This is a genomic window from Cereibacter sp. Soil_C_27 (assembly GCF_057657095.1).
The window spans coordinates 1215449-1228796 of the sequence record NZ_JBDGJD010000001.1 but is presented as its reverse complement, the minus strand read 5'-3'; the positions used below and the strand labels follow the sequence as shown (position 1 = coordinate 1228796).

General features: G+C 69.0%; 12 protein-coding genes. 2 read left to right on the top strand and 10 right to left on the bottom strand.

Features of this window, described 5'->3' with window-relative positions; genetic code table 11:
* Positions 1-43: 43 nt before the first annotated feature.
* The 7 genes from pufQ to AC3A5Z_RS06005 all read right to left on the bottom strand — a co-directional run bounded on the left by pufQ (position 44) and on the right by AC3A5Z_RS06005 (position 7529).
* Complete coding sequence (pufQ, locus tag AC3A5Z_RS06035; RefSeq protein WP_487518443.1) at positions 44-277, bottom strand: cytochrome PufQ; 234 nt, start codon at positions 275-277, stop codon at positions 44-46.
* A complete protein-coding gene (bchZ, locus tag AC3A5Z_RS06030; protein WP_487518442.1) occupies positions 274-1749 on the bottom strand; it encodes a chlorophyllide a reductase subunit Z in 1476 nt (491 codons plus the stop codon). The genes pufQ and bchZ overlap by 4 nt, the downstream gene beginning before the upstream one ends.
* Positions 1749-3188: a chlorophyllide a reductase subunit Y gene (bchY, locus tag AC3A5Z_RS06025; protein ID WP_487518648.1), complete on the bottom strand. Its 1440-nt coding sequence runs from the start codon at positions 3186-3188 to the stop codon at positions 1749-1751. Before bchY ends, bchZ begins: the two co-directional genes overlap by 1 nt.
* Before the next feature lie 207 nt (positions 3189-3395).
* The gene (locus tag AC3A5Z_RS06020) at positions 3396-4400 is read right to left on the bottom strand and encodes a chlorophyllide a reductase iron protein subunit X (RefSeq protein WP_487518441.1); all 1005 of its coding nucleotides are present in this window, start codon (positions 4398-4400) and stop codon (positions 3396-3398) included.
* Positions 4397-5353 carry a chlorophyll synthesis pathway protein BchC gene (gene bchC, locus AC3A5Z_RS06015; RefSeq protein WP_487518440.1) on the bottom strand — a complete coding sequence of 319 codons (957 nt, stop codon included), beginning with the start codon at positions 5351-5353 and terminating at the stop codon, positions 4397-4399. Before bchC ends, AC3A5Z_RS06020 begins: the two co-directional genes overlap by 4 nt.
* 107 nt (positions 5354-5460) lie before the next feature.
* Complete coding sequence (locus AC3A5Z_RS06010; protein ID WP_487518439.1) at positions 5461-6651, bottom strand: methyltransferase; 1191 nt, start codon at positions 6649-6651, stop codon at positions 5461-5463.
* Positions 6651-7529, bottom strand: a complete 879-nt coding sequence (locus AC3A5Z_RS06005) for a polyprenyl synthetase family protein (protein WP_487518438.1) — start codon at positions 7527-7529, stop codon at positions 6651-6653. Before AC3A5Z_RS06005 ends, AC3A5Z_RS06010 begins: the two co-directional genes overlap by 1 nt.
* A gap of 158 nt (positions 7530-7687) precedes the next feature.
* Between AC3A5Z_RS06005 and crtD the strand changes: the two genes are divergently transcribed.
* Together crtD and crtC are read left to right on the top strand one after the other, a co-directional pair.
* Positions 7688-9175: a 1-hydroxycarotenoid 3,4-desaturase CrtD gene (crtD, locus tag AC3A5Z_RS06000; protein WP_487518437.1), complete on the top strand. Its 1488-nt coding sequence runs from the start codon at positions 7688-7690 to the stop codon at positions 9173-9175.
* A 35-nt stretch (positions 9176-9210) separates the two neighbouring features.
* Positions 9211-10086 (top strand): carotenoid 1,2-hydratase, encoded by an 876-nt coding sequence (gene crtC / locus AC3A5Z_RS05995; RefSeq protein WP_487518436.1) that lies wholly within the window; start codon positions 9211-9213, stop codon positions 10084-10086.
* A 21-nt stretch (positions 10087-10107) separates the two neighbouring features.
* Here crtC and tspO read toward each other — a convergent pair whose 3' ends face one another.
* Genes tspO through AC3A5Z_RS05980 form a run of 3 tightly spaced genes read right to left on the bottom strand, consistent with a single transcriptional unit; the run spans position 10108 to position 13266 of the window.
* Positions 10108-10584 carry a tryptophan-rich sensory protein TspO gene (gene tspO, locus AC3A5Z_RS05990; protein WP_487518435.1) on the bottom strand — a complete coding sequence of 159 codons (477 nt, stop codon included), beginning with the start codon at positions 10582-10584 and terminating at the stop codon, positions 10108-10110.
* A gap of 31 nt (positions 10585-10615) precedes the next feature.
* Positions 10616-11680 (bottom strand): 15-cis-phytoene synthase, encoded by a 1065-nt coding sequence (crtB, locus tag AC3A5Z_RS05985; protein WP_487518434.1) that lies wholly within the window; start codon positions 11678-11680, stop codon positions 10616-10618.
* On the bottom strand, positions 11677-13266 hold the full coding sequence (locus AC3A5Z_RS05980) for a phytoene desaturase (RefSeq protein ID WP_487518647.1): 1590 nt from the start codon (positions 13264-13266) through the stop codon (positions 11677-11679). Before AC3A5Z_RS05980 ends, crtB begins: the two co-directional genes overlap by 4 nt.
* Positions 13267-13348 lie beyond the last annotated feature (82 nt).

Below are 13348 nucleotides of genomic sequence, written 5' to 3'. Positions count from 1 at the left end.
ATCCGCCATCCCGTTGGGATGGCGAATGGTGTGTACCGGGCCCTCAGGCCCGGAAAATCAGTGGCGTGATCGCCTTGGCATCGAACCAGGCGGACGCGAAGGGACCGCGCGCCGGCAGACGGCCATGGCGCACAACCGACGCCATCCAGGTGAGCAGCGCGACAGGCAGCGCTCCCAACAGGATCACGGCGAAATAGGCGTAGAACTCGGCACGCGGAGCGCGGTGGCCATGGGCCCTGGCGGCATGAACCGGTGAATTGGCGGTATGATCGCTCATTGGTTCTCTCCCCTCATCATGCCGAAGCCCGGCCCGCGCAGGGCTTCGACGGTTTCTCGCACGACCCTCTCGGCGCCCTGATCCAGGGCAGCCTTCTCCGCGGCGTCGCGCAGGGTGCGCGCGGCGCTGATCCGCGTGAGGATCGGATGTTCTTCCACGATGCGGTCCAGGGCCGCCTGCGCATCGGCATCCCAGGGGAAGTCGCGGCGCAAAGTTGTCGGCGTGGCTGCCGCACTGTCCATCTCCGTGCCGAGAGGCAGGATGTGGAACAGGGCATCGAACAGGGCGTTGCAAACTTCCTGAAGCAACCACGTTGCCCCTGCATAGCCCATAAACGGCGTTCCGGTAGCGCGCCGGATCGCCGCACCCGGAAAAGATGCATTGATAAAAGAGGGTTGCGGGCCATGCCCGGCCTTCAGCTCGGCGAGATAGATCTTCTCGTTGATCGATCCCATCATCACCAGGGGCCGATGCTGGCGCAGCAGGGCGCGCACGGCCTCGTTGTTGGTCTTCTTGCCTCTGGAACGGGCCACGGCGAAGGCGCAGGGCAGCCCCAGATCGTTTTCCAGGTAGTTCCGGATGCCGCGCGCATAGGTTTCGGTGGCCACGATGGCGAAGCTGGCGGTGCCGAAGAAATCCTGCGTGACACTGCGCCACAGGTCCCAGACCGGCTTCAGCGTCGAATGCTTCTCGCGCTCGATGAAAGGCTCGGGGTCGAGCCCCAACATCTCGCCCAGTGTGCGCAGGAAGGCGGTGGTGCTCTCCACCCCGATGGGGGCTTGCAGGTAGGGCTTCCCCAGCAGCTCGGCGAGGCCGCGGCCGAATTCGCGATACATGACGATGTTGGCGTCGGCGTTGACCAGATGTCGGATCTCGGCCAGATGCGCGCCGAGCGGCATCACCATGTTCACCTCGGCGCCGATTCCCTCCACCAGACGGCGGATCTCGTGCAGGTCCGAGGCCATGTTGAACACGCCATACATCGGCCCGAGGATGTTCACCCGCGGCCTGGCGCCTTCGGGGCGTTTCGCCTCGGGCGGCATGCGCCCCTTGGTCATCCCGAATTCCGAGAAGATCCAGGTCATCGCGCGGTCGGCGCATTCCCACTGGTCCTCGTCGATGGTGCGCGGCAGGAATCGCTGGATGTTGGTGCCCTGCGGCGTCACGCCGCCGCCGATCATCTCGGCGATCGAGCCGGTGACGACCACGGCAGGCAGCGCCGGGTCCAGCACCTTCCAGGCACGCTTCATCGACTCTTCGGTGCCCGAGCCCATCTCGCCCTCACCGAGGCCCGTCACCACGATGGGCAGTTCGTGCGGCGGCAGGCCGTCGGTGTAATGCAGCACCGAGGTCACCGGCAGGTTCTCGCAGCCCACCGGGCCGTCGATCACCACCTGCAAGCCCTTGACGGCGCAGAAGGCATAGACCGCCCCCCAGTAGCCCCCTGCCCGGTCATGATCCTGCAACAGCATCAGATCATCTCCTCGGCCTTGGCGGCCTTCGCCAGCTTGTCCAGCTTCTTCTGATGCGCGGCGCGGAAGTCGGGGCGCAGGTTGGGCGAGCCTTCCCAGATGCCAGCGGTATCGCCGCTTCCTACGCCCTCGAAGAAGCCGCGCATCTTCGTCATGCGGTCGCGGTTGGCGATGGCCGCATTGACCACCTGCGCGAGGCTCCCCGCCCCGGCGGGCCCCATCAGCGGACGGGCCGAGATGAGGTTGGTGAAATAGAGCGCCGGGATGCCGAGCGCCTTGGCCTTCTGCACCACCGGCGTCGTGCCGACGGCGAGATCGGGCTCGAAGCCTTCCATCGCGGCGCAATCGTCTTCCAGCGAGGCGCGGAACTTCACGGCGACGCCGCGATCCTCCAGCCATTGCCGGTCGAGGTCGGACCAAGGCGAGCGGGCGCAGGCGGTGCCGACGTAAGGCACATCCGCGCCGCTCTCGATCAGCAGGCGGGCGACCAGCAGCTCCGAGCCCTCGTAGCCCGAGAGGGTGATGCGGCCCTTGATCGGCGTGGCGGCCAGCGCGCCGCGGATCGCGGGCAGGAAGGCGTTCTGCGCGGCGGCGATCTTGTCGGCGGTGACGCCGTAAGCCGCGCCGATGGCGGCGAGCCATGCCGCCGTGCCGTCATGGCCCACCGGAGCGCTGCCGACGATGGTGCGACCGGCCTGCTGGAACTCGCGGACGGCGGCGGTGTAGAACGGGTGGATCGCCGCCGCCACGTCGCAGTCGAGCGCGGCGTAAAGCTCGCGCCACTCGCGGCAGGGCACGACCGGCCCGGCGGCGAGGCCCAGCGGGGCCAGCATCGCGCCGATCATCATCGGGTCGGCGGGGAACATCTCGCCCAGAAGCGCAACTGTCGGACGGTCGGAGCGACCAGAGACCGGGGCCTGCACCGGCCCGGCCTCGATCTCGGCGCGGGCGTATTTCAGCATTGCCCCGGCCAGCACATCCTTGGCCTCGGCATGGGTCGGGATGCCGAAGCCAGGCACGTCGATGCCGACGATGCGCACGCCGTTGATCTCGGAGGGCAGCAGCTTCAGCGGCACGCCGGAGGCCGTCGGCACGCAGAGGTTGGTCACCACGATCGCGTCGTAGCGGTCGGGGTCGGCCATCTCATGCACCGCGTCGCGGATGTCCTCGAAAAGCTTTCCGGTGACCAGCGTCTCGGAGTTGAACGGGACATAGCCGACCGAGCGGCGCGCGCCGTAGAAATGCGACACGAAGCTGAGCCCATAGACGCAGCAGGCCGAGCCCGACAGCACCGTGGCCACCCGGCGCATCCGCAAACCGACGCGCAGCGAGCCGAAGGCGGGGCACATGCTTTGCGGCTTGTCATGCGGGCCGACCGGATAGTCGGAGGCGAACTTGGCCATCAGCTCGGGGTTCGCGGCACGGGCGGCACCGGCCATCGTCGGGCCGGACTGGCAGCCCAGGCCCTCGGCCGAGACCGCCACCGGCGCCTCCGGCCCGGCCTGGTCCACGGACGCCTCGGTCAGGGGCGTTTCGCGGGCGCTGTCATATCCGATCTCGGAGGTCATTTCGCCCCCACGGTCACGGGTTTCGGACGGATCGCGAGCCGCTGCAGGGCACGGTCGAGTTGAGCCAGGGCATCGAGGTCAAGCATTGTCGTAGACCACTTCCAGAGACTTCTTCAGCACGGTGTTCTTGCCGCGCATGTCCTCGTCCGAGGCCGGCACCAGCACGAAATCCTTGCCGGTGGTTTCGGCGGAGAAGAGATTCAGCAGCCCGTCCTGCGACAGCGGATTCGGGCGGATCGGCGGCGCTCCGGCGACAGCTTCGGCCAGTTGCGCGAACAACTCGCCCCATTGCGTCGCATAGCTGCCGACGATCTGGTAATTGGCCGACTTGCGGCGCAGATCCTCGTCCTGCGGGATCGCCGCCAGAACCGGAATGTTCACCGCCTTGGCGAAGGCTGCTGCCTCGCCAGTGCCGTCGTCCTTGTTGATGACGAGGCCGGCCACGCCGACATTGCCGCCGAGCTTGCGGAAATACTCCACCGCCGAGCAGACGTTGTTGGCGACATAGAGCGACTGCAGGTCGTTCGAGCCGACAAGGATCACCTTCTGTGCCATGTCGCGGGCGATCGGCAGGCCGAAGCCCCCGCAGACCACGTCGCCGAGGAAGTCCAGGAGCACATAGTCGAAGTCCCAGTCGTGGAAGCCCAGCTTCTCCAGCAGCTCGAAGCCGTGGATGATGCCCCTGCCGCCACAGCCGCGTCCGACCTCCGGCCCGCCGAGCTCCATGGCGAAGACGCCGCCGCGCTTGAAGCAGACATCGCCGATCTTCACCTCCTCGCCCGCCAGCTTCTTGCGGGTCGAGGTCTCGATGATGGTCGGGCAGGCCTTGCCGCCAAAGAGCAGCGAGGTGGTGTCGGATTTCGGGTCGCAGCCGATCAGCAGCACACGCTTGCCCATCTCGGCCATCATGTGGCTGAGGTTGGCGAGGGTGAAGGACTTGCCGATGCCGCCCTTGCCGTAGATCGCGATGATCTGCGTCTTCTTTGTCGGCTCCGCCTGCGGGATCTCCAGCGTCGGCTCCTCCGCCGCCTCGTCTCTCAGCCGTTGATCGAAATCTTTGAGGTTGGGAACATCGAGCGTCATGCGGTGGCCCTCCAGTCCAGGATCATCTTGAGGCAGTCGGGGTCGGTGAAGGCCGTCTCGTAGGCCTCCGGCGCCTCAACGGCCTGGCGGGTGTGGGTGATGAGATCCGACAGCGACAGCGCGCCCGACTCGATCAGCGCGCGAGTCGCCACCATGTCTTCCGGAGCCCATTCGGCGGCGATGCGCAGCCGGGCCTCCTTCATGAAGGCGGGGATGAAGGAGAAGCTGATCGGCTGGGTGTAGAACCCGGCCAGAACCACCTCGCCGCCCTTGGCCATGCGACCGATCAGGCTGTCCAACAGCTGCGGATCGCCCGAGGCGTCGTAGATCGCCTGATAGTCGCGGCGCGGGTCTTCGGCGGGATCGACGCAAGGGTAGCCCTGCATGGCATGCCGCCGCTCGGCCCGCTTTTCCCAGACCATCGGCGCCGCCCCGCCCGCCGCGATGGTCAGCCGGGCCAGCAGCCGCCCGAGCGTGCCATGGCCGACGATCAGATCGGGCAGCGCGGTGTCGAGCCCCGCCAGCGCGTGCCGCGCGGTCGCGGCCAGCGCCAGGAGCGCGCCTTCGGCCTGAAGGCCCTCGTCGATGCGGACGGCGCGATGGGCGGGGGTGACGAGATAGCGCGAGGCGGCGCCGAAGAGGCCGCGCACCGGGCCGGTCTCGGTCGGGGCAAAGCAGTTGGCCCCGGGCACGAAAACCCGGTCGCCGGGCTTGAAGCCGGTCTCGGGTGCGGCCTCGACCACCTGCCCCGCCGCCTCGTAGCCGGGCACCAGTGGATAGCCCATGCCCGGGAAGGGCGGCATCGTGCCGGACCAGAACAGTTTCTCGGTGCCGGTGGAAATCCCGGAGTGAGAGATCTCGACCACCAGATCGCCCGCCACCGGCGCATTGAGCACGAGGCTTCCCAGACTCAGGTCCTTCGGACCGGACAGGATGACAGCAGTAGTTCTCACAGCGATTCCCCTGCGACTTGTCTGGCGTGACGTCCCTCCGAGGGACTCATCGCCAATCCGACGCTTCAGGTGTAACTTTAATCGGACATTACCAACTGTCAACTTTATTAGACAGTTTTGCCCTGCGTCGGATTTACACTTCCGCTGTCCTGCGACGCGACCAACGGACGCACGGCGGTGATCGCGCTGGTCACATAGGGCCGGAAGCCGGGCCGCGGACGGATCTCGGCGAATCCGGCCTGCGCCAGCAATGCGGAGATCTCGGCGGCAGACCGGGTCCGCCCGGTGCGCATCGCGGCGGTGTAGAGCGCGAAATAGGTATCGGTCTCGCGGTCGGGCCGGGCGCCGCCCGACATCGGCTCGGCAATGATGATCCGCCCGCCGGGCGGCAGGGCGGCGAAGACCTTGGCAAGCAGCGCCGCCACCGTCGCATCCTGATGGTCGAAGAGAATGCGGATCAGGCTGATCGCATCGGCGCCCTGCGGCAAGGGGTCGTCGCGGAAGCTGCCGCCGTGGATCTCCACCCGCTGCATCAGCCCCGCCTTGGCCAAGCGTTCCGGCGCGGCCTCGACCACCGCTGGCAGATCGAAGAGGCTCAGCCTGATCAGCGGATAGGCCCGCCCCACCGCCGCCAGAAAGGCCCCGGTGCCGCCGCCCACATCCATCAGATGTTTGATGCCCTGGAAATCCACCAGCCTCAGCGTGTCGGCGGCCACCAGCGACTGGCTGTCGGCCATGAGCCCCGAGTATTTCGCCGTCACCGCCGGATCGGAGGCGCCCGCCGCACCGAAGACATAGGGCCAGAAGCCGGAAAGCTCGGTCTCCACCTCGCCGCGGAAGAAGGCGACGGGATCGGCCAGATCGCGGTAGAGCACGTCATGGTGCCCGACCATCGCCTCGAGCCCCGGCACCGCGAGGAAGGCCGCGCCGCGGGTCGCGAGGTCGAAGCGCCCGTCGCGACGGCGTTTCAGCAGCTTCAGCGCCGCCCCGCCCTGCAACAGAAGCTGCATCCGATCCACCGGCACGGCGCAACGCGCGGCCAGCGCCGTCACGCTCTGCGGACCCTCGCGCAGCGCCGGCATCACCTTCAGCTCCACCAGCGCCAGCAGGATCTGCGAATGGACGAAGCCCGCCACCAGATCGAAGATCGCCTCGCCCTCGCGCCGCACCAGCCAGCGCAGGCCGGGGGTGCGGGCCGCCAGCGCTTGGACGCGCGGCGACCCGGCAAGGCGCAGCCCGAGCCGGGCGAGCTTGGGCAGCCCGCGCGCGGGACGGGGCGTCGCGGGCACGGCGGTCATCAGACGCGGCTGGCGACGGGGGCGGAGAGCGCGCCGGGGGTCATCTTCTCGGCATAGCGGCGGACCATCTCGGCCAGCATCGCCTCGCCTGGGCAAGAGGGGATCGAGGCGATGGCGCCGCCAAGGATGTCCTTCAACCGCTTCATCGCGCCCTGCACCCCCAGCTCCTTCACAGCGTTCGGTCGGGCGTGCAGCACGTCCTGCCCCACCGGCTTGCCGATCTCCTCGACGGCGCAGACCGCGTCGCGCAGGTCGTCGGCCACCTGGAAGGCCTCGCCGATCCGCGCGCCCAGCTCTTCCCAGGGCTCGGGCTCGTAGCCCGCCGCGATGGCGCCCATCTGGGTCGCCGCGATGAACAGCGCGCCGGTCTTGGCGCGGTGATAGGCCGAGAGGTTGATCTGGCTTTCGCTCTCCCAGCCCTGCCCGGCGCAGATGCCCATCGGCATGCCGGTGCGGGTGGCGAGGGCCGAGACGAGCTGCAGCGCGCGCAGCGGGTCGGCGGCGCCGGCACGGGCCAGCACGTCGAAGCCCATGACAATCAGGCTGTCGCCGGTCAGCACCGCCAGCGGCTCGGAATAGGCGCAGTGCACCGTGGGCTTGCCGCGCCGCAGGTCCGAGTCGTCGAAGCAGGGCAGGTCGTCATGCACGAGGCTGGCGCAATGGATCAGCTCCAGCGCGACGGCGGCGGCATCCGATAGGCCGGGCCGGTCGTCGCCGCAGGCGATGGCCACGCTGAGCAGCAGCGTCGGGCGGATGCGGGCCCCGCCGGGCGTCACCGCATAATCCAGCGCCGAGGCCAGCCGGGCGGGGGCGTCACCGCCCTGCCCGCGCGCAATCGCCGCCGTCATCGCCGCTTCAATCCGCCTGTCCAACGCCATCCGATGTTCCTCTTGCGGTTCCCGCGCGCCCCGGGCAGCCCGCCCGTTGGTCGCGTCCTCCAGCGCCGATCTGCATCGGCCGCAGTGTGTCATTTTTTTCTGACACACTATGTCATTCATACTGGACAGTTCACGGTGGAGTGTCAACAATCCCGGCCATGACGCGGACAGGCAGACGAGTGGTGGTGATCGGCGCCGGGATGGGCGGGCTGGCGGCGGCGATCCGTCTGGCCCGGGCCGGGCTCGAAGTGACATTGGTCGAGGCGCGCGACGGTCCGGGCGGCAAGATGCGCACCCTCCCGAGCATTGCCGGACCTGTCGACGCAGGGCCGACGGTGCTGACGCTGCGCAGCGTTTTCGACGATATCTTCGAGACTTGCGGGCAGAGGCTCGACGATCACCTCACCCTGCTGCGCCAGCCGCTGCTGGCGCGACACTGGTGGTCGGACGGCAGCACGCTCGATCTCGGCTCCGACCCCGAGGCCAATGTCGAGGCGATCGGGCGCTTCGCCGGGGCGGCGGAGGCGCGGGGCTTCCGGCGCTTCCACGATCTCTCGGCGCGGCTTTATGCCGCTTTCGATGCACCGATGATGCACGCGGCAGCGCCGGACCAGAGAGCCATCGCGCTGGCCGCGCTGCGCGACCCGAAGATCTGGCCCGCGCTGCTGCCCGGCATGTCCCTCGCGCGGCTTCTCGCGCTGCAGTTCCGCGACCGTCGGCTGCGCCAGCTCTTCGGGCGTTACGCCACCTATGTCGGCGGCACGCCCGACCGCTCGCCGGGGGTGCTGGCGCTGATCTGGGCTGCCGAGGCGCAGGGGGTCTGGGCCGTCGGGGGCGGGATGCACCGGCTGGCGCTGGCCCTGGCGAAGCTGGCCGAGGCGCAGGGGGTCTCGCTCCGCTACGGCAGCCCGGTCGCGCGGATCATGCGGCAGGGCGGCCGGGTGTCGGGCGTTCAGCTGGGCGACGGGCATGCGCTGCCTTGCGACCATGTGGTGTTCAACGGCGATCCGGCGGCGCTGCTGGCAGGGCTTCTGGGCGACGGGCCGAAGCAGGCGGTGGCCGAGGCGCAGGTGCATCCGCGCAGCCTGTCGGCCTGGGTCTGGTCCTATGCCGCCGTGCCGAGCGGGCTGCCGCTGGTGCATCACAACCTGTTCTTCGGCGACGATCAGGCGCAGGAGTTCGGGCCGATCCTGCGTGGCCAGATGCCCGCCGATCCGACACTCTATCTCTGCGCCGAGGACCGATCCGGGGGCACGACACCCACGGGGCCGGAGCGCTTAGAGATCATCATGAACGCGCCGCCGGGCCAGCCCCTGCAGCCGGAGGAGGACCGCCAGTGCCGCACCAGAACCTTCGACCGGCTGAGCCGCTTCGGCCTGAGCTTCGATCCGCTGCCGGGGCCGGAGTGCCTGACCGCCCCGACGGGGTTCGCCCGGATGTTCCCGGGCTCGCAGGGCTCGCTCTACGGGCTGAGCCCGCACGGGGCGCTGGCCTCGCTCAGACGACCGCTGGCCCGGACCTCGCTGCCGGGGCTCTATCTGGCGGGCGGGGGCGCGCATCCGGGAGCGGGGGTGCCGATGGCGGCCCTCTCCGGCAGGCACGCGGCCGAGGCGATTCTGGCGGACCTTGCTTCAGCGTCCAGGTAGCGCCGGACGGCTACGCCTGGTGGTATCTCGACGGCGTGTCGGACGAGGGCGACAAGGCCGTCTCGGTCATCGGCTTCATCGGCTCGGTGTTCTCGCCCTGGTATCGCTGGTCGGGCCGGCGGGAGCCGCAGGACCACTGCTGCCTCAACGTCGTGACCTACGGCCCCGGCGGGCGCTTCACCATGACCGACCGTGGCCGGGCAGCGCTGCGGCAGAGCGACGAGCGGCTGACGGTCGGCCCCAGTTCGATGCACTGGACAGGGCGGCAGCTGATCGTCGAGGTGAACGAGGTGAGCGCCCTGCCCCGCGTCTCGGCGGTGAAGGGGCGGATCGTGCTGACGCCGCAGGGGCTGACCGATGTCGAGGTGGCGTTGACCGAGGATGGCGCGCACGTCTGGCGGCCCTTCGCGCCGACCTGCCGGATCGAGGTCGATCTGACGCAGGGTCACCGCTGGCAGGGGCATGGCTATCTCGACGCCAACTTCGGCAGCGCGGCGTTGGAGGCGGATTTCCGGTTCTGGACATGGGGGCGCTACCCGGTGTCGGACGGCGCCGCCTGTTTCTATGACGCCACGCGCAAGGACGGCTCGCGGCTGGAGATCGGCCTGCATGTCACGGCGGATGGCGAGGCGCGGATGATCCAGCCGCCGCCCACCGCGCGCTTTGCCCGCAGCGGCTGGCTGGTGGAGCGGCACACCCCCGCCGATCCCGGCACGAGGCCGCGTCAGGTCATGCCGATGCTGGACGCGCCCTTCTACACCCGGGCGTTGGTCGAAACGACGATCGACGGCGAGCGGACGGTGGGGGTGCATGAGGCGCTCGACCTGCGCCGCTTTGCCTCACCGCTGCTGATGCCGATGCTGGCGGTCAGGGTGCCGCGGCGGGCGGGATGGCGCTTCGGCGACGGCTGAGCGCCGCCGCCGAAAGACCGGTCAGGCCCGCGCCTCGGGCAGCGCGCGGTTCAGCCGGATCGCCTCGAAGTTGAGGCCGGTCGCGGCGGTGGCCCAGATCAGATAGGGCACGAACAGCACCCCAGCCCAGGTGTCGAGCTGGAAGAACGACCACATCGTCGCCGCCACCGCGATCCACATCACGATCACCACGACCAGCGCCGAGGCCATCCGCTTCAGCCCGAAGAACACCGGGGTCCAGAGTGTGTTGAAGGCGATCTGCACCGCATAGAAGGCCAGCGCCTGCCCCGAGTCGGGCAGCTGCGCCACGCGCATCGCGGCAAGGCTCATCAGGAAATAGAGCGAGGTCCAAGCCACCGGGAAGACCCAGCGCGGCGGGTTCCAGACGGGCTTGTTCAGGTTGTCGTACCACTCGTCCGGTTTCATCATCGCGCCGGTGGTGGCAGGTGCTGCGCAGGCAGCGAGAAAGGTGAGGAAAAGCCCCCAGTCCATCATCATGACCGATACTCCAAGGTTACTCGCGCACAACCTAGACCGCCCGAGAGCGGTTCCCCAGTCTTTGCCGCGACATAAGCCGGTCTTGTGCTTCAAGTTGCGCCAAAACCGACAGCAAGGCCTCGCTGCGCCCGCGGTGCGCCCGGCTGCGGGCGGCGGCGCTCACCAGAAAGGCGACTTCGGGCTCCGGCGCGGCATGCAGTTGCGCCAGGGCGGGGCCGAAGGGCGAGGCGGCGGCGCGCGTGGCCGACAGGAGCAGCCAGCCCATCTTCTGCGCCTTGCCGGTATGGGCGCGCCAGCTCACGCTGTCATAGCCGTGCCGCGCCACCTCGCCGCCGATCCCGGCATAGATGTAGCGCGCGGCATAGATGCCGGGACGGCAGGCCAGAGGCAGCGCCGTCACCCCCGCCTCGGAGCGCTGATAGAGCCGGTCGGCCTCGGCCAGCAGCCGGGCGGTAACGCGGCGGATGCGGTCGCAGGCGACGGGATTGGCGAGGAAGGCCTCGGGGCTGAGCCCCTCCGCCTCCATCCAGTCGCGCGGCAGGTAGACCCGGCCCGAGCGCGCATCCTCGCCCACGTCGCGGGCGATGTTGGTCAGCTGCATCGCGAGACCCAGATCGCAGGCGCGCGCCAGCGCATCGGCCTCGCGCACCCGCATCAGCACGCACATCATCGCCCCCACCGCGGCGGCGACGCGGGCGGAATAGTCGAGCACGCCCGACAGCGTGTCATAGGTCTTGCCGACCGCATCCCAGGCCAGCCCCTCCAGCAGGGCTTCCGGCAGGGCGCGCGGCATGTCGAACTCCTCCACCACCTGCGCGAAGGCGCGGTCGGCGGGGGCGTTGCGCGGGCGGCCGGCATAGACCAGCTCCAGCCGGTCGCGCAGCGACAGCACGGCGCGGGCCTTCACCTCGGCATCCTCGGCATGGCCGGAGCCCACCGCCTCGTCCACCGCATCGTCGGCGACGCGGCAGAAGGCATAGAGCGCCAGCGCCGGATCGCGCACCGCGGCGGGCAGCAGTTTCGACGCTGCGTGGAAGGACAGCGAGCCGGTGCGGATCATCTCGCGGCAGGCCGCGAGGTCATTCGGGTCGATCATTCTGCAGCGAGCCTCAGGTCCGGGGCGGAACGGGTGGCGGTGAAGCCGGGTGCATCGGGGGCGAGCTTGCCCAGCACCTCGGCAGAGGCGACGACGCCGGGCAGGCCCGCGCCGGGATGGGTGCCCGCGCCGCAGAGGAACAGGCCCTTGGCCTCCTCCGAGACATTGTGCGGGCGGAACCAGGCCGATTGCAGGATGCGCGGCTCGATCGAGAAGGCCGCGCCGAAGGGGCTGAGGTAGCGGTCGCGGAACTGGTTCGGGGTGAAGACCAGCGAGGCGCTGATCGTTTCGCCGATGCCGGGCATATACTGCTCCAGCACGGTCTCGACGCTCTGCCGGTAGGGCTCGGCCTCGCGGTCCCAATCCACCCCGTTGTCGAACTTCAAGTTCGGAACCGGCGAGAGCGCGTAGAAGGTGTCGTCACCTTCCGGCGCGACCGAGGGATCGGTGATCGAGGGGCGGTGCAGGTAGAGGCTCATGTCCTTGGCCAGCTTGCCCTTGATGAAGATGTCGTCGCAGAGGCCCTGATAGCGCGGCGCGTTGAGGATGGTGTGGTGGCCGATGTCCTTCCAGCGGCCCGCCGTGCCCTTGGTGCCGAAATACCAGACGAAGAGGCCCATCGACCAGCGGCGGCTGGCGACATGGCTGTCGGTCCAGCGCTTGCGCGGCAGGTTGCGCAGGAGCCGGGTGTAGGTGTGGCCCGCATCGGCGTTGGAGACGACGAGCGCCGCCGGCATCACCTCGCCCGAGCCGAGCCGCACGCCCTTGGCCACGCCCTTCTCGACGACGATCTCGTCCACCTCGGTCTGCAGCCGCAGGCTGCCGCCCTGCCCCTCGATCACCTTGGCCATCGCCTCGGCGATCGCCGCCACGCCGCCCATGGCGTAATGCACGCCGAACTGCTTCTCGAGGTGGCTGACGAGGATATACATCGAGGTGACGTGGAACGGGTCGCCGCCGATGAACAGCGGGTGGAAGGACAGCGCCATCCGCAGCCGCTCGTCCTTCACCCGGGCGGCGGCATGGGCATAGACCGACTTGTCGGCGCGCAGCATGCCGAAGGTCGGCAGCACCTTGATCAGATCCCAGAGCCTGTGCATCGACCGCCGCCCCAGATCCTCGAAGCCGAACCAGTAGCGCCGCTCGCTGTCCTTGAGGAAGCGATCATAGCCCGCGAGATCACCCGGCGAGAGCCGCGCCACCTCGGCCCGCATCGCCTCGGTCGACTGCCGCGCGGTGAAGGTCGAGCCGTCGGGCCAGCGGATCTCGTAGAACGGGTCCATCGGGCGCAGGTCGACGTCGGCGTCGAAGTCGCGCCCGCAGGCCGACCAGAGTTCGCGGAACACCTGCGGCACGGTGACGATTGTCGGCCCCAGATCGAAGCGGTGGCCGTTCTGGCTGATCGACGAGCCGCGCCCGCCGGGCATGTCGAGCTTATCGATCACCGTCACCCGCCAGCCCTTCGCCCCGAGCCGCATGGCGGAGGCAAGCCCCCCGATCCCGGCCCCGATCACGATGGCATGGTTGGCGCCAGCTGTCGTGGCGTTGGGAGTTCTGGCGGGGCGCAACGGCTGATCTGTAAACATGCTCATACAGTATACTGTCTAGCCTGATTTACAATCGTCCTTGAGAGAGGTGCGACTTCGCGACTAATGTCGGGCAGGCAAG

What these genes read in the sequence shown, in the direction of transcription:
- bchY (WP_487518648.1), bottom strand. Translation starts at nt 3,188, where the DNA reads ATGGCCGGTGCCGCCCGTGCCGCGAACCCCGAGCTGATGGCCAAGTTC.
- bchZ (WP_487518442.1), bottom strand. Translation starts at nt 1,749, where the DNA reads ATGCTGTTGCAGGATCATGACCGGGCAGGGGGCTACTGGGGGGCGGTC.
- crtB (WP_487518434.1), bottom strand. Translation starts at nt 11,680, where the DNA reads ATGATCGACCCGAATGACCTCGCGGCCTGCCGCGAGATGATCCGCACC.
- AC3A5Z_RS06010 (WP_487518439.1), bottom strand. Translation starts at nt 6,651, where the DNA reads ATGACCGCCGTGCCCGCGACGCCCCGTCCCGCGCGCGGGCTGCCCAAG.
- tspO (WP_487518435.1), bottom strand. Translation starts at nt 10,584, where the DNA reads ATGATGATGGACTGGGGGCTTTTCCTCACCTTTCTCGCTGCCTGCGCA.
- pufQ (WP_487518443.1), bottom strand. Translation starts at nt 277, where the DNA reads ATGAGCGATCATACCGCCAATTCACCGGTTCATGCCGCCAGGGCCCAT.
- AC3A5Z_RS06005 (WP_487518438.1), bottom strand. Translation starts at nt 7,529, where the DNA reads ATGGCGTTGGACAGGCGGATTGAAGCGGCGATGACGGCGGCGATTGCG.
- AC3A5Z_RS05980 (WP_487518647.1), bottom strand. Translation starts at nt 13,266, where the DNA reads ATGTTTACAGATCAGCCGTTGCGCCCCGCCAGAACTCCCAACGCCACG.
- crtD (WP_487518437.1), top strand. Translation starts at nt 7,688, where the DNA reads ATGACGCGGACAGGCAGACGAGTGGTGGTGATCGGCGCCGGGATGGGC.
- AC3A5Z_RS06020 (WP_487518441.1), bottom strand. Translation starts at nt 4,400, where the DNA reads ATGACGCTCGATGTTCCCAACCTCAAAGATTTCGATCAACGGCTGAGA.